Source organism: Pseudomonas sp. LBUM1645, assembly GCF_059716185.1.
The window spans coordinates 4,353,011-4,370,195 of record NZ_CP166811.1; the positions used below are offsets into that span (position 1 = coordinate 4,353,011).

Consider the following 17,185-nt stretch of genomic DNA (forward strand, 5'->3'; position numbering starts at 1 on the left):
ACTCGGTTGACCTGGGCCTAGGTCTTGTCCTTGGGTGCGTAGTCACCGTATGCATACCCCAACTGAGTCTTCCCTTGTTCCCGCTCTCGACTGTACATGTCTGTCAGCGTCCACTTCAGCCGCTCGTGTTCAACCTTCAGGGCGGCCAGCTCCGTCGAGCTTTCCCGGTACATGACGATCAGCCCGGCGATGTTCTTGTGTGCCCTGCGTAAGTCCCGGCGTGTGCTGTCCAACTCAGCACACAGCAAATCACACTGATGCCTCAATAGCTCCACGTGGGTCGGCATGCCCAGCTCAAAGCCAGAATCGTCAATCAAATCGTCTTCCATCACTGCGCACCAAATACTGTATATGCGAACAGTATATTGATGGGCGGTGATGTTCAATCTGCGGGTGATGGGTGGGGAAGGAAGATCGACATATAGAGGAAGGATCGCCCCGAACGGCTAGGCACTTTCGGCGTTCACATTGCTCAGTGTGAACGGACCCTATAAATTGTGAACGTTCTGCAGGAAATCCAGACAACAAAAAAGGGCCCACCTTTCGGTGAGCCCTTCTAGACCGCCCAGCAGAGCGGATTTTGTTTGGTAGGCGCGATTGGACTCGAACCAACGACCCCCACCATGTCAAGGTGACCCCGAAGCACGCGCAAGCTAATGATCTGTAAAGGAAAATAGGTGTTTTCAGGAGCTTTCAAAATGCACATACCTCCCTATAAGAATCAATAACTTAGCGTTGGATATTCCTACAGTAGCCCTCTCCTTCCTCCGGCTTTCTGCCGACCGAACACAAACCCCTGCATTCACCTGTAGACTTGCGCAAAATTTTTTGCCAAAAACTATCGGAGCTGTCTATTTCATGCATGAAAAAAGCCTATCGTACCGACCAGACATAGACGGGCTGCGAGCGATAGCTGTCCTTCTGGTTGTGTTTTTCCACATAAATCTAAACTTGGTCCCTGGTGGATACATTGGTGTAGATATTTTCTTCGTGATATCAGGCTTCCTGATTACTAAAATTATTCATAAAGAAATTACAACTGGGAGCTTTTCTATTGCAGGTTTTTATGCACGAAGAGCCAGAAGGATTATACCGGCATTCGCATCGGTAATTATCGTAACAAGCATCTTCGCATCTCTTCTACTATATCCAAGCGAGCTTGTTAATTACGCAAAATCCGCTATTGCCTCTTCGCTTTTTTCGGCAAACATATATTTCTATTCTTCGCTGGATTACTTCTCACCTTCCGCAGACGAGATACCTCTTCTACATATTTGGTCACTTGGAGTGGAGGAGCAGTTCTACATTATTTTTCCACTTATCTTGATCTGCGCGGCAAAGATTAGGCTTCCGGCTTCAATCGCAACCTGCGCACTGTTCTTAGCTTCCGTGGCAGCATCGGTGTACATGCTGGAAAAAAGCCAGCCTGCTGCGTTCTACCTGCTGCCATTTAGGGCCTTCGAGATACTCATAGGGAGCGCGGTAGCTCTTTCTTTCTCAAAACATACGCCCAACAAAAACTCATCAACCTTGCTGTTTATTGCTGGCATCTTGTGCATAGCAATTGCAAATATCTTTTACACTCACAACACAAAATTTCCAGGACTCGCAGCGCTACTCCCTTGCGCCGGGGCCGCATTAATAATTATTGCTGGCCAAGCCAACTCGGCGCCACTCTCGAAAATGCTTGGGGGAAAAACCCTAGTCTTTATCGGCAAGATATCGTTCTCACTGTATCTCGTCCATTGGCCTGTAATTGTTTTTTTAAAGCGCTTCAATCTTGATATCAATGAATATCAATTCGCCGTTATAGCCTTTTCACTATCGATGATACTCGCTGTGGCAAATTACCAATTCATTGAAAAAAAATTCAGACACGTGAAAGAAAATGGAACAACAGCAAAAACTCTGACGACAGCACTAGCGGTGCTTGTATCAATGATTGCCGTGAGCATTGCAACCATTTCGAATAATGGCTTTGAAGATGACTCAAACGCCCGACTGAACAAAGTTCTTTCATATTTAAAATATGATGCAACTGCTGATTACAGGTCAGGAACGTGCTTTCTGAACCCCGACCAGATTCCTTCTTCGGTAGACATTTCCTCCTGTTTGCCAGACGCCCACGGGGAAAAAGCAATGCTGTGGGGCGATAGTCATGCCATTCAGTTTTATCCGGGAATGAAAAACATGATGCAAATCAGGGGCTACTCTCTGGGAGCGCTAACGGCATCTGCTTGCCCTCCTATTTTGGGGCAGGCCATCGCGGACCGACCGAATTGCGTTGCCTTCAACGATATGGCCTACCTCGAGATCCTGAAGGTCCACCCTGACGTGCTGATCCTTTCGGCAAATTGGAACGCAGCTGTAGATCAGAGCATGAATAAGCTCGACGAAACGGTAAAGAGATTTGCAGGCACTGGTATCAAGGTCTACATCCTTGGGATATCCCCAACTTATAAGCGCGCCGTACCTATAATCATTGCGGACCAGATGAAGTCTGGACAAGTTGATTTCTCGGCACCTAAAGATATTGAACAAGACTGGATAACCTACAACGAGACAGCCATGGCTGATAAATTCTCGAATAGGTCTGACGTGAAGTACATCTCTGTCATCGAAGCCGTTTGCCCGGCAGGGAAGTGCCCGCTGGTCGATGCAGGAGGGATTCCAGTTCACTTCGATGTTTCGCATTTGACGCCTGAAGGCTCTCGGCTTATGTCCAAAAACATCATTAGCGAGATGTTTAATTAACCGCATTATTTCGGAGAGGTCCTCCCCTCTCCACTCACCTCCCTTACGAAAGCCTGGCATGCAGCCAGTGCAATCAATCCTTGGTCGCCGTCGTCGGTGATTCCGATAATTCGTTGAGCATGCGCGGGGTCAAGTCGGGCACGCGCTCCTCCATGAACCACGCCGCTGGCTTCGGTACCGGCGGGCACTGAACAGCCACCGGCTGGATCCGCGGCGTCGATGAGGACTGACAGCCGTAAATCAGAAGTGGCAAGGCGATCGCGCAGGCGAGCCTGATTGGTTTGAGCATCTGTCAGTTCCTTATGGTGGATTTGGTCGGTGGTCGAAAGTCGCTGCTCCAGCGCCAGGCGCTTGTCCTGATCGGCGCGCACCTGGGCGGAGGCCGCATTGCCAATGGCAGTCAGATCGCCCTGATGCAGGCCAGCCTGTTCGGCGAGCTGCTTTCCGTAGCGCCAGTCCTGAACCTTCCACGTGCCGCCGGCGATGGCCAACAACAGCGTCAGAATGCCGATCAGCCTCCACGGAATAGCTATTGGCATTGCTCGTCCTCCCAATCCGGCAGGTCAACGGTCTTCCCGGCCAGTGCGTGCGTACAGTCGCCGAGGAACTGAATGCGTCCGTCGGTAACGAACGAATGGCACACTCGATCCCCGTCAGACCATGAGTAACGCACCAGCACCGAAGGGGTGAACGTCGGGCTATCCAGATTGCCGTTCCAGCCCCAGCGCGACCCAGCGCCGGGGCCGTGCATGATCCGGTGGACCATCTCGCAGCCAGGGCACTCGAACCAGAGACTGCCCTCCTCGGTCGTCGCCAGCGCGCGAGACAATCTGCGAAAGGCTGTCATGGCACGTCCTTGAAGAAGACGTGCCCGCCGATAACCACCGTCTTCGTGGCCTTCGCCGCCCAATCCGGGGGCTTCTTCATGGCGGTTGCATAATAGTGCGTGGCGCCCCCTGTAGGATCCGGCACCTTTCCATCGATCACCTGGTCACCGGCAATGCGCGCCTGTGCCAGTTCGCGGAACGGGATCTGCTTCGCGCCACTCAGGGAAGCGAAGTTCGGATCGCTCTTGTTCCAGCAACTGAACTGGTACGGCGCTTGGCACACACCGGCATAGCCCTCCCCCCACCACGACTGCGCATACAGGCAGCCGTCGATCTCCTCCAGGCCACTCAACGTGAACGCGTTGGTCGCCATCCCTGACAACCTGGCATCCATCAACGGAAGAAGCGGCACCGCATCAAGTGGCATGCCGGCCGGTCGGATCTCTGCGATATCGCTCGTCCTGTTCAGCTGCTCGCACATCTGGTTTCGGATGTTGATGTCACCACGGATGCCGACCGTTTGCCGGATCGCCTTCCACTCCCGGGCGACACCCTTCTCTCTCATGACCGTAATAAGGAAGTACATCTGCTTGCCCAGCACTGGATAAAAAACCAGTATTGCAATCGTTTCTCCTAGATTTAAGGAATTGCATTACAAAGACGATGGGCTGTATTTCATTGGGTATGACGATCGACTATTCTTCTCGATCAAACAGGGCTCCGCCCAAGGAAAAGGAGTGGTACGGGAATCATGAAATACTTTTTTGTCATTGGCATTTCCCTGGGGCTGATCTGGTGCGTCGCGCTATTTGTAGGCGTCTGCTCACAGCTTAAGCAAGCCGTAAAGCACAGTCTCGACGGGGTTCAAGCACCGATCGAATCGAACCCAGTGCTTACCGGAACGTTGAGAATTTTAGGGCTGAGCCGGCGAGACCGGCTGACATGCTCGATTTTCATCTTCAACGCACTGATGCTTTGGCCGATTACGCTTATTGTGGCCGTACCTTTGATCAACGCCTTTCGCACGAAAGAGCGGAGTCATGTCGAAAAAGGGCAAGAAACCCAGCACGCCACCATGTTTCTACAGCCAGACAGATCAATGCTTCATGTGCCAAATATGCAAACGAACATTAATCAAGCAGTGTCCAGTTGATTTAGGCTCAGCGCGTATGTAATGAGCGACACACGCTCATTACATACGCTTGAAGCGTCCTAAGGGCTGCTTGGTCGGCGATGATTCCGGCTCGGATATCCGAAAACAGAAGATCCAGAAGCTGCAGAGAGTTCGACGGCGCCAGCATCAACGCGCTCTAGCTTATGGCACATCCTTGAAGAAGACGTGGTGTCCGAGCTTCAGCGTCTGCTTCGCTCCTACGGTCCAAACCGGTGCTTCCGGCATGGTGGTCGCGTAATAGTGCGTGGCCCCGCCGGTGGGATCAGGCACCTTGCCGGCCAGCACCTGGTCAGCAGCGATCCGCGCTTGGGCGAACTCGCGAAACGGAATTGACTTCGCGCCACTCAGGTAAGCAAAGTTCGGGTCGTTCTTGTTCCAGCAGCTGAACTGGTACGGTTTCTGGCACACGCCTGCATAGCCCTCCCCCCACCATGACCGATCCTTGCCGTCGTTCACACGGTTGCGGATCGTCCAGGCAACGGCAATCTGGCCGGACAGTGACTCACCGCGCGCCTCACCCCATAGCGTGCGCGCGAGGATATCTCGGTCTTTGTCGGTAACTGGCATCACTTTTCTCCAGGCAAAAAAAATCCCGCTCGTTGGCGGGGTGCGTTGTTGGAGCTCGCGGCCTACATCAGGTCGGCGGCCCGGGCATCGGGGCTGGCTTCGATCGCGGGCGCTACGGGCTCCATCGGCCACACCGGCGCGGCATACCAAGTCGGTTGCGCGGTGACTTTGCCCAGAGCGAACTTGTAGGTCTTCCAAGCTTTAAGGTTGATCAGCAGCGCGGCCTGCTCTGCTTCGTCTGCCTCGGTGGCCTCCCCAGCATCGATGCCGTAACCGAGGGTATCGACGCGATCCTGAACACGGGCAATCTGCGCAACGGCCCTGAGGTTTTTCTCCGAGAGCCCTGCTTTCGCTTGAGCAAGGTGCGCGGCCTGAGCAGCAGCGTCCTTCATGGCCTGGGTTATGAGTTGGGACCAGTCGATGTTCATGCGGACTCCTCTGAAATAGGTTCAGGAGCGGGTACTGGCTCAGGAAGAGGTTGAGGAAAAATCACCGGGCCGTCCGGTACGTTCATCAGGTCTGCCGGGAAGGCCTGCGCCGGACTGTAGTTCTGCGGGTTTGGCAACACCAGTGTCAAAACCAGCTCATCGCCGAGGTTTTCCACATCGCCGGCGAACCACTCCGACGCGATTGCCGCACGAGGAAGAGTGTCGCCGCTCTCCATTTGGGAGAAGTCAAATGGCTCGCCGTTCACGATGAGAACATTGCCGGTTTTCACAACCACCAAAAGATCATCGCGGCGTTGCGGTGAAAGTATGATGCGCATTAGAACCACCGTCCTACAGCCGAGTAATCGACGCAAAGTTGCATTTGACCACGGCTCAGTTGAGTAAATACGTAACCAGATGGCCATTGAGTTGTAGAGTTTATTAGGGTGCCCGCCGGAAGAAACCAACCCTCGCCCACCTCAAGAGCGCCCTGAATCGAAATTGCTGGGGGAGATATAAAAGCTACAGGAAAGTTACGGGCAATTTCTTGCGCACCACCGAAAAACAGCGGGCCCGTGGCCGTGGCCATTGTGCGAATCACGCGCCACTTAAACCAGCAGAGCATAGTGCCATCTGCAAACTTTACGTACTCACCATTCGCATTGGAGCCACGCTCAATAACACCGCCTGTAGGAACTCCGCTAGCCTGACTCACTGTGCCGAGGATGTTAGATTTTTTGTAATTAACCAGGTCTGCGGCATACAACTCATCAAAATTTGACTGAGCCTTTGTGAACGCACTGCGCGGCGTGTCACCACCGACACCAGTCGGCGCTGTTCCGAGTGCAATTGTCTGCTTAGCCATTTGGCTTACCTTACTGTTATTAATAAAAAGTCGAACTTTGCGGGCTGGGGCTAATTAGCTTGATCCAATATTGATTTGCCATCGCACGCAATGCATCAGCTGAATCCTTTATGCCTCCCTCTACATCTCTGGTCTACCTACCCTGCTGTTGGCAATAAATGCAGTACTGGTGCCGATCACGGCATTGGAATTTTGGACGAAGGAAACCGTACCGGCTTTGCACCAAGGCATCGATTATCTCCAGAAGAATTTAGGTTCAGGCCAGCAGTTTGGCGCAAAGGAATGGGCGGTGCCCTTGATCGGTCCAGGCGGTGGTTGCGAGGCTGTACATCATGATCCGGCCATTGGCGTAATCGACGCCAAGGGCGCAACCGCCACCCGACGCATTGTTGTGGCAGTTCATGGCGAAAGGGTTCAGGGAGACATACTCGCCTGAACCGAGCACCTTGTTAATTCCCCAGAAATACCGGTGTCCCACGGTCAGCTGCTCTTCTCCGAGGTACGTCCAGTTTCCTGCCGCGAAGGTCACGACAACCGCCGGAGCGCCACTGTCGTAAACAAGCGCCGCGTTCTGATCCCACAACCGCAGGCCATAGGCCGCCGTGCCCATGGACGCCCAAGCGGCCGCGAAATACTGGCCGCTTAACGTGGCGTTGACGTTGGATGCCTTCATGGTGAACCCGGTCCAGTTTCCCGGCCCGCCGGTGAACCACACCGATATCGGAACCTGGATCGCCCCCTGATCCGGGCGAACGAACACTAGCGGCGGGTCCTGGCTTGTGATTGCTCTGGCAAATACCCCCGACGCATTGGTAGTCCCTGAATACGCCCCCTTGGTGAGCATGCAGAGTCTGGGGGCCTCGGCGTCAATTTGAACAAATGAATTGTCGTTGATGCTCTGAAATCCAAAACTCATGTCGAGTACCTTATCGCGTAGGCCTTGGCGGCAACCGTTGAGCCAATAGTGGAAGCACTTGAAGATGGGTTTTTTCTCCTGACAACCACCTGGCCCACCGCCGTCGTGACGAACGGATAGGACTTTTGGTTCCCGCTCCCGTCGGTTTCGGATGACTGCACATCCTGTGCCCTTGTCGGAATGATCATGAACACGCAGTTGGCCGGGTTGAAGCCCGGAATGCTCAGCGTGTAGTCGGGCGCGACTCCACTGAAGTCGATCACGCCCTGCCAGATCACCTGGTAGGTGAACGAGTTGGTGTCCATGGCAAGCTGACCGCTCTCATCAAAAACACGCAGACCAAATAGAGCCATTGATTACCCCAGATAGCCGAGACGGACGCGCAACACGTTGTTGGCGTCATAGACAGAGACGTTCAGCGAGTTGATCACCAGCCGGCCTTGCCCGGGAACAATGCCGTTGATCTCAAGCGTTCCGTCTTTGTTGAGAATCCAGCCTTGCTGGCCGGCGATGTAGTTGGTTGAGCTGATGTAGCTGCCGATCTTCGCGTTGGTGACCGTGCCGTCCTGAATGAACGCCGACCGGATGAACACCTGGCCACCAGTCACAGCAAACGGCGAGGACAGTGTTCCGTTGATGCCGTTGACGACCGCGAACGTATCGGCGCTCACCAGAAAGGTACTTTGCAGACCCGCCGGGCCGTTCTCAATACCCAAGCCGACACCCGCCGCCACGTACTGTCCCTGTGAGTTGACCTGCAGCTTCACCGTCCACATAGCGCTAGCTTTACCATCAGCTGTAATCTGCGCTTGAGACACCTGTTGAACAACGGCTGTGTTTGCTTGAGTTAATGTGATCGCGTTACCAGCCAGGTCAATTGCTTGGTCACTCGATACCTGAATAGTATCAACGCGCCTACCGACAGCAATCCCGTCCTCGATCCGAGCTGATTGCTCGGACCAGACGCCGACCAAACTGGCGGTCGATCCGGCAAAGCCGGTGTCATCACCGCCCAAGGCCGGATTAACCTGCGCATAGATCCCGTCTACGCGGTTAGTTTGCGTGGTCAGCTTGCCGTCGATTAGCGAAACGTTCGTGTTGGTGTCGCTGATCGCCGTTGCTTGCGCGGTCAGGTTCGTTTCGGCAGTGGTGACTCTATTTGTCAGGCTGGTAGCTGCATTGCCCTGGCTGGTGATCGTTCCCTCAGCGCTGGTTACTCGAGTCGTCAGGCTGTTGACCGCTGCGGCATCGGCTTTTGTGTTCGCCACCGATAATGCATTGGCCGCTGCTGCTGCCGCGTCTAACGCAACCTTGTCGGTCACTGCAGCCCATGCCGTACCTGTCCAGCGCTTCGGAGTATTGCTCCCTCCCGTGATATCAATCCATAGGTTCTGCGCGAGCTGGTCAGCTGCCGCCGGCGCTGCAGTCTGGACCAGGACCTTACCTTTCGATCCGGCCAGAGTATTTGCGGCATTGGCAACGTTTTGCGCAGTAGTGAGGTTGGTGTTGGTGGTGGCCAGACTGTTGGTCAGGTTGGTGATGTTCGACCCTTGCGAAGTGATCGTGCCTTCTGTCGAGGTCACCCGCGAAGTCAGCGAGTTGAGCGCCGCCGCATCGGCCTTACCAGCCACAGTATTGTTCAGGCTGGTGATCGCGCTGCCTTGGGAGGTGATATTTCCTTCAGCTGTGGTCACCCGAGTGGTCAGGCTGTTCACTGCCGAAGCGTCTGCCTTTGTATTGGCGACAGCCAGCGCATTCGCCGCTGCCGCTGCCGCGTCAGTTGCCGCCTTGTCAGTGACTGCCACCCACGCGCTCCCGGTCCAGCGCTTTGGGGTATTCGCATTGCCAGTGATGTCGATCCACAAGTTCTGCGCAAGCTGATCAGCCGCCGCTGGCGCAGCGGTCTGCACGATCACTTTGCCTTTACCACCAGCCAGCGTATTCGCCGCATTCGCCGCAGTTTGCGCGGCAGTCACGTTGGTATTGGTGGTAGTGAGACTGGTATTCAGTCCGGTAATCGCCGAACCCTGGCTACTGATTGTCCCTTCGGCTGAAGTCACGCGGGTGGTTAGGCTATTCACCGCCGAGGCGTCCGCTTTGGTGTTCGCGACGGAAAGCGCATTCGCCGCTGCTGCCGCTGCATCCGCTGCAATTTTGTCCGTCACCGCCGTCCAAGCAGACCCAGTCCAACGTTTAGGGGTATTGGCACCACCAGTGATATCGATCCAAAGGTTCTGAACCAGTTGGTCGGCGGCAGCAGGCGTCGCGGTTTGCACCAGAACTTTGCCCTTGCCACCGGCAAGCGTACTGGCAGCATTGGCGGCGTTCTGCGCAGCAGTTACGTTTCCGTTGGTGGTGGTTAGACTCGCTTGCAGGCCGGTGATCGACGTGCCTTGAGCAGTATTTACTCCCTCAATATTGGTGATTTTGGTTTCGGTGGTGCTGACGCGCGCGGCCAAGCCGTTCGAGTCCGTCACGATCTGGCCCACGTCCAACCAGTAAGTGGTGTTAGGCGGTGCTACCGCCCCGGTCAAGTCCACCGGCACCGCAACCTTGGCCTGGTACAAACGATCATTCAGCCGAGTGGATGAACCAGCCGCATAAGCTTTGTCCTTCTGATACTCGGCAGAGTTGGCAATGTCGCTGACCTGGTCAATTTGTTCCTGAAGTTGATCGGTAACCTCGGTTACCTGGTCGTCCAACTCCTTCAAACGATTGTTCACAGATCCAAGCAGAGTCGACGGACCATCGATCAGCTCGATACGGTCCAGCAGGTCTTTGCCCAGCTCGGTCTCCCCAATCTGCCCAGCGATTTGATCAAGGATCGGGCCGGCTTCTGCGCTCGTCTGGCCCATCACTCCCAAGCCAATCGGATAGAACGGACCAATGTTGCCGGTTCGATCCACCAAGCGCGCCCAGAAGAAGAACGTCACCCCCGCACGCAAGCCCAGCATCGAGAAATCGCTTTGCGGGTAAGACAGGTCTGTCAGCTTGGTTGCCGCCGGCAGACTGGTCGTCGGCCCATACCAAATCTCCGTGCGCTGGGTGTCCTCGGCGCCAGCCGGGAAGCCCCACTTCAGGTAAATGCCGAACAGCAGCGGCGTGGCCGTCAGGAACGACACCGCCGGTGGCAATCCTTCCTTCCCCTTGAGGTTGGTCAGGATCGAGTTACGCCAGACCGACGAGATGTCGAAGGCACTGACCGCGCGGACGCGAGCCACGTAGGCGCCGGCGTAGATACCCACCACGTCGACACTGGTCATGCCGGTGCGCTGCAGCTTGATCCAGTTGCCGCTGTCCTTACGCCACTCAATGTCGTAGCCGACTGCGCCAGCCACTGCCGGCCAAGTGATAGTCATGGTGGCCACGGCGATGCCCTGGGACACAACCGAGTTTGACGTAACGGTCACGCTGGCCGGCGCCGGAACGACGGTGATCGGAATCACGCTGATCGGCCGCTCTTCCAGGCGTGCGCCAGTGTCGATGAAAGCGAACTTGCTCGGGTCGTACTGCAGAGCGCTGATTTCGAAGTCGCCTTCAGCGGTGCGCCTGGTACGCAACACGCGGTACAGCGGGATCGCCAGATCATCGGCATCCAGCGCCCACTGGAGCTGCGCGAGCGGTGGCTCGCTGTAATTGGTGGTGACGGTCACGGCGCGGCCATTCACGCTCTGCACGGTGCGACCTTCGGCCCGCCCACCTGGCAAGTTGATGATCAGCCGATCACCGGCCTTGGCCTGGGTGTCACGATCCAGCGTCACAACGCGGCCGGCTACAGCAGAGATACGCCCGCCGATCTCACGGCCAGCCAGCAGCGAATCTGCTACTGGAATGATGTGGCCAGGAAGCGGAATCACGCCCTCCATGCCGGTTTTGAACGACACGGTGCGGTCCTGATTGTTACTCAGGATCGCCCACTTGCCGCGGCGCTGTGCCTCGGAAGCCCGAGTGCAGCCGATGGCGCTCAGCTCGATAGGCTTGTCGCCCATGCGGCGCTGAAGGTTCAGGTCCGCGAATGGAATGACGTCCGTGTCGTAGTTGTTCGCCGGGTTGTCGTAGCTGACCAGGGCCCGAGTGTAGCGGGTCTTCGCCGAGGCGCTGCCGTACGAAAACTTCCCATCTATGACGTTGGCGCGGGTGAACACATAGTCAAAGTCCTGCGCACGAGGCATATCCGCCTGCATCACCAGTTGGCCCTGAGCCCAGTAGGTCATTCCCCGGTAAATGCCGGCGATGTCGCGCAGCAACGACCAGGCATCAGCTTTGCCTTGCAGGTTCATATCGCACAGGAAGCGAGGCTCTACACCGCCTAGGCCATTCGGCACCAGCTGGTCGCAGTACTGCGCAATCCGGTATAGCTCCCACTTGTCGACCATGAACGACTTGATGCGCTTGCCCAGTCCGAAACGCTCTTCAGTGCAGATGCCGTACGTGATCCAGGCCGGGTTATTGGTCCAGGCCTGTTTCATGGAGCCATCCCAAGTCCCGGTGTAGGTCCGGGTGATCGGGTCGTAGTTGCTTGGCACCTGCCACTTGCGCGCGCGGCACTTCACGGTGACGGCTGGAATGTTGGTGAACTGCTCGGCATCAAACTCGATGTAGAGCAGCGCGGTGTTCGGATAGCGAAGCTTGGCGTCGATCACCTCGGTGTAGCCGGCGATCAGCATGGTGTCGGCGATCTTGTTGCTGTTCTGGTTCGGTGTCAGTCGGCGTACGCGGATCTGCCAGCCGACGGTGGCGTCCGGCAGGTTGATGCGGGGCGAGCGCTCGTAACGCGTGGTGGTCTTGCCGTCCACTGCGTCGACCAGCACCTGCTGATAGGCGCCGCCGTCCGTGGCCACGTCAATCGCATAATCGATGCGATAGCCGCCAATGTTGCCTTCGTCGTCCTGACGCTGCAGTGCAGGCCAGGCGAGGCGCACACGAACGGCGGAAAGCTGAATGTTGTTGATTGAGCGAACCCATGGCGAGTCGCTGCGAAGCTCAACGTTCAATGAGGTTTCGTTCTCGACCGACGGAATACCAGGGATATAGGTCTGATCCACCGAGCCAGAGCGCCAGTCCCACTTCACATTGGGGAAGTTGTAGTTGCCGCTGGCATCGCGGATCGGGGTGTTGTCCAGGAAGATGCTGTAGTCGGTCGGGACCTCATCAAACTCACCCTCGCCCACGGCGATCAGTAGCTTGGCCAGGTTGGTCGAGCGCAGGCTATCGCTGGCCTCGGCCGGCGACTTCGGCTTGCTTTCCCCGCCCTTCGCGCCGTGGATATCGATCATCTGTGCTGCGCCCATACTTTCCTCCAGGCGAAAAAAAACCGCCTCATGGGCGGCCTGCTTGCTGCGTGCGGATTACGCTTTGTCTTCGGCAAGGATCGATGCGGAAATGATCATTCCGCCCCATCGACGATCGCCGATGCAGATCGGTGCCGGGTTACCGCTGGCCGTGGTGTTTTTTGCAGAGCCGAAAGCATACGACGGTGAGTTTTCAGGGGATGCGCTTTGCTTGAGGCCGCCCGCTTGGGGGCTGAGCATTTGGATCACACCGCCGATGACCATTGCAGCGCCCACATTCAATAAATAGGGCGATATAGGGTTACCAGGCACGAAGTAATTCCCGATCAGCGCCGCGGCGATGAGAACAACCCCCATTACTGTCTGAAAGGTCCCGCCACGCTTGCTACCCTCTACAACAGGGACGATACGAATCTCGCGAGTTCCACTTAGCGCGAATTCATCCTCAGAAGAATTTTTGCGATTCCTGAAAATGGCGAACCGCATGCCAAGGCGATCAAGGCGCTGAATTTCCTCTTGGAAACCAGCGATCGTTGCCTTCAACGCCTTGAAGGCTTCCCAGGTCTGACCGGAATCAAGACTACGCCGATGCACTCTGCCGAACTTGGCAGCCAACGAACCGGATAGTTTAATTGTCGTCATGGGTTGATAGCGGGCTGCTGTTTGCATCCTTTTTCTCCAGGCATAAAAAACCGCCCGAAGGCGGTAGATGCTCATTATCGAATGGAGCTCGGCCTGATATCGAAGCCGGCTTGATCTCCACCCACACGGAATAACCTTACTTGTCCTGCCTTCAGCGAGGCTGACTGCTCCTTCATCATGTCCGTGAAGCTGCACAGCCCGCCGCCACTTTTATCTATCCCCATACCGACTAGGTGATCACCTGCGGGAACCCGAAACTTTACTACCTCGCCCGTATCTATTCTCGCGGCTACCTCGCCATCGAGATATATCGCCAGAAAGCACCCGCCCCCCATCGAACCAGTATCTCGAGCCACAACAATTGTGCCATAGGGTACGGAAGGCTCTGCCTGGTGCGAGAAAACGCGGTCTTTTGGAATAGGCTCCGCTTGGCTTAGCGGAACAGGCGACGTCGAGCACCCGGCCAGCAATGCGACTGCCAACGCTCCTACGAATAATTTCATGCGGGTCACTCCTGTGGGAAGGCGAGCAATGTAGCATCGAGCGGCTCAATTAAAAAAAACTGCTCGAACTGAGGACCGCACCTTTTACGGATCTACGCTTTCAGCGATTCGCCTTACGTCACTGATCAGGTGCCGGTTGGTAAGTGGTTGTCGGCGCGTAATGAATTACTGACGCGGCCATATATTCTCCGGAATAAAAAACCGCCCGAAGGCGGCTTAGAGCTCACGTTTATTGGTACTCGACATAGGGACCGAGGACTAACCCTGTCATGTCAGAACTCACCCGATAAATCACCTCTTTATTAGCTTGAGCGTTAGCGGCAACCGTCCTAATAGCTGGCCCCGCACACAGCCCACTACCCGGTCCTGCACCAATATTTAGCGAGCCTGGTTCGACAAAAAACGATGCTTTCTCGCCAGAACCAAGTTTTGCCGCCCTCTTGCCATCTACATAGATGACAAAGTCGCAGGCTGACGAATTAACCCCGCCATCCCTCACCACCGTAACGGTCCCATAAGCACCCGCAGGTCTTGACTGGAAGGCGTAAATTTCGTCACTTGGAGCCTGCACGGCTTCGCTCACAGATATCGGATTAGAAGAACATCCCGCCAACAGCATCACCGCCACTGCACCAATCAAAATCCGCATGATTCTTCCTCGTCCTGAAACGGGTGACTGTAGCTGGATACTGTCCGGACATCCAGTGTGGACGAAACGCCAGTAGTGAAATCAGCCAAGCAATAGTAGCATTACGCCACCAAGCCAACACTTACTACTGCGCCCTATTACGGATTAATTCAATATGGATAGCTTCTCAATACCTCCTACGATATATGTAGCGTTCGGCGTTATTACTGCTGCGTTACTTGCTGGATTTTTCTCATTCTTGAACTTGATCAGTGCAAAAGAAAATAAAGTTTCTGAGTTCCGACTAGCTTGGGTCGACGGCTTAAGGGAAGAAATTTCAGTCTACACTGCAGCAGTTCAGGAACTAGTTAGAGTAGATGGTCAGGGGCTTTATGACCATGGCGGTGATACCGAAGAAATGAGCGAGGCCGAATTAAATCGCGAATGGTACCTTGAAACCCGTGAAGTTTACGCTAGAGCTGCCGAAAGCCTTTCGAAAATTCAGCTTAGGATAAATCCGAAACATATTGAAGAAAACCCAACAGGCCCCGAAGCAAAGTTGATGTCCAGCATTCTCAAAACACGAGATTTATTTAATAACGGATACTACAAAGAATCCTCGCTATTCTGCTTAGACATAAGAGACGCAGCAACTCCCCTACTGAAAAAAACTTGGGACCAAGTTAAAAAAGGAGAGCCGGGATATAGAATAATCCGAGCAAGCGCGTTGACTATTATAGTAGCCGGAACGGTTTTCGTTTCTGGCTTCGGTTACTACCTGATCAGTCATCCAATAAAAATTGAGCACGACCTGCAGCGACCTGAGCCCACAACTATAATCAACCAATTCAACGGCGAGAAAACAGAAAACCCATTGACGCAAGTCTCTACCGATGCGCCGTCGGATAAAAAGGCAATCGACCCACGGACGTTTCTTAAGCCTTCCGAGAGTGAAGCACCAACTCCTCCCAAATCAGATGGCACCGTTAAACAGTAAGATTCAAAATGTCAATCTCAACTGATTACCGGGGCAAATACTTTAGTGCTGACACTAACAAGTCTCAGACTGTACGAATCCCCAGTAACGCCAAACCACCTGCTGTAGTAGCGTTATGCCCCACTGACAGAGGTGCCTATGAAACGCAATGCAGAGATGTCACAGCAACTCACCGAAGCTCTAGCGAGCACGGAGATCGGCAAGTCATTGGTGATGAACTTCCGTGGAGCTCCGACACCAGTAGAGGTGAAATACACCTTCACGGGTGGATGGGTGATAACGCAGAGACTAATTCCTGGGATGCCGCTCGAAATAATCCGTGGCGAAGATGGCCACCTTCAGCAAATCGATATAACACTATTGCCGCATGACGGCCTGAGCAGTGCCGATTAAGGATTCCCCAGTCCTTTGCCTGCAAGCCCAAGGACTGGGATTGCGCCAATTTCGGCGCGCTTATGACCTGGAGGTCAAATGGAACAGCTTTCACCTTTCGAACAAGGTGTGTTGATGGCACTAGTCTCAATATCTGCAACCATTCGAGCAACACCTGGCTTTGATGGCGTAGCACTCACCAAAGCAGCCCAATACTTTACCGATAACCCCGCGCAGGGTTGTGAAAGTGGTGCGGCTAAAGAAGCTTACGAATGGCCGCTAAACCTTTTGAAAACAGATTTGGCACAGCTTCAACAGATGCTCCACGCAGATAAAACTCGCAATTAATTTCAACGGCACCGTTCTTCGAAAGCCGCCAGATGGGTTCGCCGCTGGCGGTTTTCGCTACTGACTCAATCACGCTTTCCATGTTTGTCTCCCGCGGGACAGGCCGCATCATGTGGTTGGTTGTGCATTTTTGTGCCTGAGGATCAGGCGTGTTCGGTCCAGCCATGGGCCACCGAAGACGATGATCTCGCTCGGGCGACCGTACAAGTGGTGCAGCAGGAAAGGACCAGATCCGAAGGTGGCAGCATCCTCACCCTGTAGAGCCGGATCGGAGCCAAGGAAGATTCCGGCGTGGTTTGGATAAACCGTTCGCCCGACCTCCATGACGATCATGTCGCCGCGTTGCGGCTGGTCGACCTTATAGAAGCCGGCCGCCTCGTAGTTCGCCTCGTACAGGCTGGCGTTGTCAGTGCTCTCCCACCAACCATCAGCGCGTTTGAAGGCTTCGAACTCCAGCCCCCACTCGCGCTTATACCAATCGGCACAAACCTGCCAACAGTCCCAGGCGCCGTGCACGAATGGCCGCTTCAGCAAAGGGACGTCGCCACTCGGCAACACGGTGCGCAGGTCGCCCTCGGGCCAGCTCAGAATGTGCCACGGCATCGCTGTCGCTTCACACATCGCGAGGTCGCGTGGCGAAGGCCTGCTGGTGGCGTCCGGGTGCGAATGGACAATCCCGATCACCTCGCCGATATCTTCTGCCGCGGCGTACTCCTCCGGATCGATTCGAAACTCTTCGTTCGGCTCGGTCGAAATATTCCGGCACGGGTAATACTGCTGTTTTCGCCCAATGCTCAGCAGCAGGCCGCAGCACTCTTTCGGGTACTCGGCAACCGCGTGAGCCTGGATCGCGTTCAAGATGTGCTTGCGCAT

At 55.1% G+C, this 17,185-nt stretch carries 18 protein-coding genes, 1 tRNA gene and 2 pseudogenes; 5 read left to right on the top strand and 16 right to left on the bottom strand.

What is annotated here, in order from left to right; genetic code table 11:
- Positions 1-17 precede the first annotated feature (17 nt).
- Together ACA079_RS19350 and ACA079_RS19355 are read right to left on the bottom strand one after the other, a co-directional pair.
- Positions 18-329: a hypothetical protein gene (locus ACA079_RS19350; protein WP_497700530.1), complete on the bottom strand. Its 312-nt coding sequence runs from the start codon at positions 327-329 to the stop codon at positions 18-20.
- Positions 330-585: 256 nt separating this feature from the next.
- Positions 586-650, bottom strand: a tRNA-OTHER gene (locus tag ACA079_RS19355).
- Positions 651-858: 208 nt separating this feature from the next.
- Between ACA079_RS19355 and ACA079_RS19360 the strand changes: the two genes are divergently transcribed.
- Positions 859-2,754 carry an acyltransferase family protein gene (locus tag ACA079_RS19360; RefSeq protein WP_497700531.1) on the top strand — a complete coding sequence of 632 codons (1,896 nt, stop codon included), beginning with the start codon at positions 859-861 and terminating at the stop codon, positions 2,752-2,754.
- 5 nt (positions 2,755-2,759) lie between these two features.
- Here the strand turns inward: ACA079_RS19360 and ACA079_RS19365 are convergent, their stop codons facing one another.
- The 3 genes and pseudogenes from ACA079_RS19365 to ACA079_RS19375 form a co-directional block, all read right to left on the bottom strand.
- Positions 2,760-3,293, bottom strand: a complete 534-nt coding sequence (locus tag ACA079_RS19365; RefSeq protein WP_497700532.1) for a lysis system i-spanin subunit Rz — start codon at positions 3,291-3,293, stop codon at positions 2,760-2,762.
- Complete coding sequence (locus tag ACA079_RS19370) at positions 3,284-3,601, bottom strand: ubiquitination-like system serine protease family protein (RefSeq protein ID WP_497700533.1); 318 nt, start codon at positions 3,599-3,601, stop codon at positions 3,284-3,286. Before ACA079_RS19370 ends, ACA079_RS19365 begins: the two co-directional genes overlap by 10 nt.
- Positions 3,598-3,894, bottom strand: a pseudogene (locus ACA079_RS19375) (cell wall hydrolase); the annotation flags it as partial. The pseudogene ACA079_RS19375 and the gene ACA079_RS19370, both read right to left, overlap by 4 nt.
- 438 nt (positions 3,895-4,332) lie before the next feature.
- Here ACA079_RS19375 and ACA079_RS19380 point away from each other — a divergent pair.
- On the top strand, positions 4,333-4,734 hold the full coding sequence (locus ACA079_RS19380; RefSeq protein WP_497700534.1) for a hypothetical protein: 402 nt from the start codon (positions 4,333-4,335) through the stop codon (positions 4,732-4,734).
- A gap of 162 nt (positions 4,735-4,896) precedes the next feature.
- Here ACA079_RS19380 and ACA079_RS19385 read toward each other — a convergent pair whose 3' ends face one another.
- From ACA079_RS19385 to ACA079_RS19430, 10 genes and pseudogenes are all read right to left on the bottom strand, one after another.
- Positions 4,897-5,322 carry a cell wall hydrolase gene (locus ACA079_RS19385; protein WP_497700535.1) on the bottom strand — a complete coding sequence of 142 codons (426 nt, stop codon included), beginning with the start codon at positions 5,320-5,322 and terminating at the stop codon, positions 4,897-4,899.
- Between the two features lie 62 nt (positions 5,323-5,384).
- Positions 5,385-5,750, bottom strand: coding sequence for a phage tail protein (locus tag ACA079_RS19390; RefSeq protein WP_497700536.1), 366 nt, complete (start codon positions 5,748-5,750; stop codon positions 5,385-5,387).
- Positions 5,747-6,088 carry a hypothetical protein gene (locus ACA079_RS19395; RefSeq protein ID WP_497700537.1) on the bottom strand — a complete coding sequence of 114 codons (342 nt, stop codon included), beginning with the start codon at positions 6,086-6,088 and terminating at the stop codon, positions 5,747-5,749. The genes ACA079_RS19390 and ACA079_RS19395 overlap by 4 nt, the downstream gene beginning before the upstream one ends.
- Positions 6,088-6,615, bottom strand: coding sequence for a hypothetical protein (locus ACA079_RS19400; RefSeq protein WP_497700538.1), 528 nt, complete (start codon positions 6,613-6,615; stop codon positions 6,088-6,090). Before ACA079_RS19400 ends, ACA079_RS19395 begins: the two co-directional genes overlap by 1 nt.
- A 135-nt stretch (positions 6,616-6,750) precedes the next feature.
- Positions 6,751-6,846: pseudogene (locus ACA079_RS19405) on the bottom strand (phage tail protein); the annotation flags it as partial.
- Between the two features lie 25 nt (positions 6,847-6,871).
- Positions 6,872-7,375 carry a hypothetical protein gene (locus ACA079_RS19410; RefSeq protein WP_497700539.1) on the bottom strand — a complete coding sequence of 168 codons (504 nt, stop codon included), beginning with the start codon at positions 7,373-7,375 and terminating at the stop codon, positions 6,872-6,874.
- Between the two features lie 152 nt (positions 7,376-7,527).
- Positions 7,528-7,884 (bottom strand): hypothetical protein, encoded by a 357-nt coding sequence (locus tag ACA079_RS19415; protein ID WP_497700540.1) that lies wholly within the window; start codon positions 7,882-7,884, stop codon positions 7,528-7,530.
- A gap of 3 nt (positions 7,885-7,887) precedes the next feature.
- On the bottom strand, positions 7,888-12,822 hold the full coding sequence (gpJ, locus tag ACA079_RS19420) for a TipJ family phage tail tip protein (RefSeq protein WP_497700541.1): 4,935 nt from the start codon (positions 12,820-12,822) through the stop codon (positions 7,888-7,890).
- A 57-nt stretch (positions 12,823-12,879) separates the two neighbouring features.
- Entirely contained in the window at positions 12,880-13,491 is a 612-nt protein-coding gene (locus ACA079_RS19425; protein WP_497700542.1) for a tail assembly protein, read from the bottom strand.
- A 705-nt stretch (positions 13,492-14,196) separates the two neighbouring features.
- A complete protein-coding gene (locus ACA079_RS19430; RefSeq protein ID WP_497700543.1) occupies positions 14,197-14,616 on the bottom strand; it encodes a hypothetical protein in 420 nt (139 codons plus the stop codon).
- A gap of 154 nt (positions 14,617-14,770) precedes the next feature.
- Between ACA079_RS19430 and ACA079_RS19435 the strand changes: the two genes are divergently transcribed.
- From ACA079_RS19435 to ACA079_RS19445, 3 genes are all read left to right on the top strand, one after another.
- Complete coding sequence (locus ACA079_RS19435; protein ID WP_497700544.1) at positions 14,771-15,592, top strand: hypothetical protein; 822 nt, start codon at positions 14,771-14,773, stop codon at positions 15,590-15,592.
- Positions 15,593-15,730: 138 nt separating this feature from the next.
- The gene (locus tag ACA079_RS19440) at positions 15,731-15,985 is read left to right on the top strand and encodes a hypothetical protein (protein WP_497700545.1); all 255 of its coding nucleotides are present in this window, start codon (positions 15,731-15,733) and stop codon (positions 15,983-15,985) included.
- A 78-nt stretch (positions 15,986-16,063) separates the two neighbouring features.
- Positions 16,064-16,312: a hypothetical protein gene (locus ACA079_RS19445; protein ID WP_497700546.1), complete on the top strand. Its 249-nt coding sequence runs from the start codon at positions 16,064-16,066 to the stop codon at positions 16,310-16,312.
- A 108-nt stretch (positions 16,313-16,420) separates the two neighbouring features.
- Here the strand turns inward: ACA079_RS19445 and ACA079_RS19450 are convergent, their stop codons facing one another.
- Entirely contained in the window at positions 16,421-17,185 is a 765-nt protein-coding gene (locus ACA079_RS19450) for a C40 family peptidase (protein WP_497700547.1), read from the bottom strand.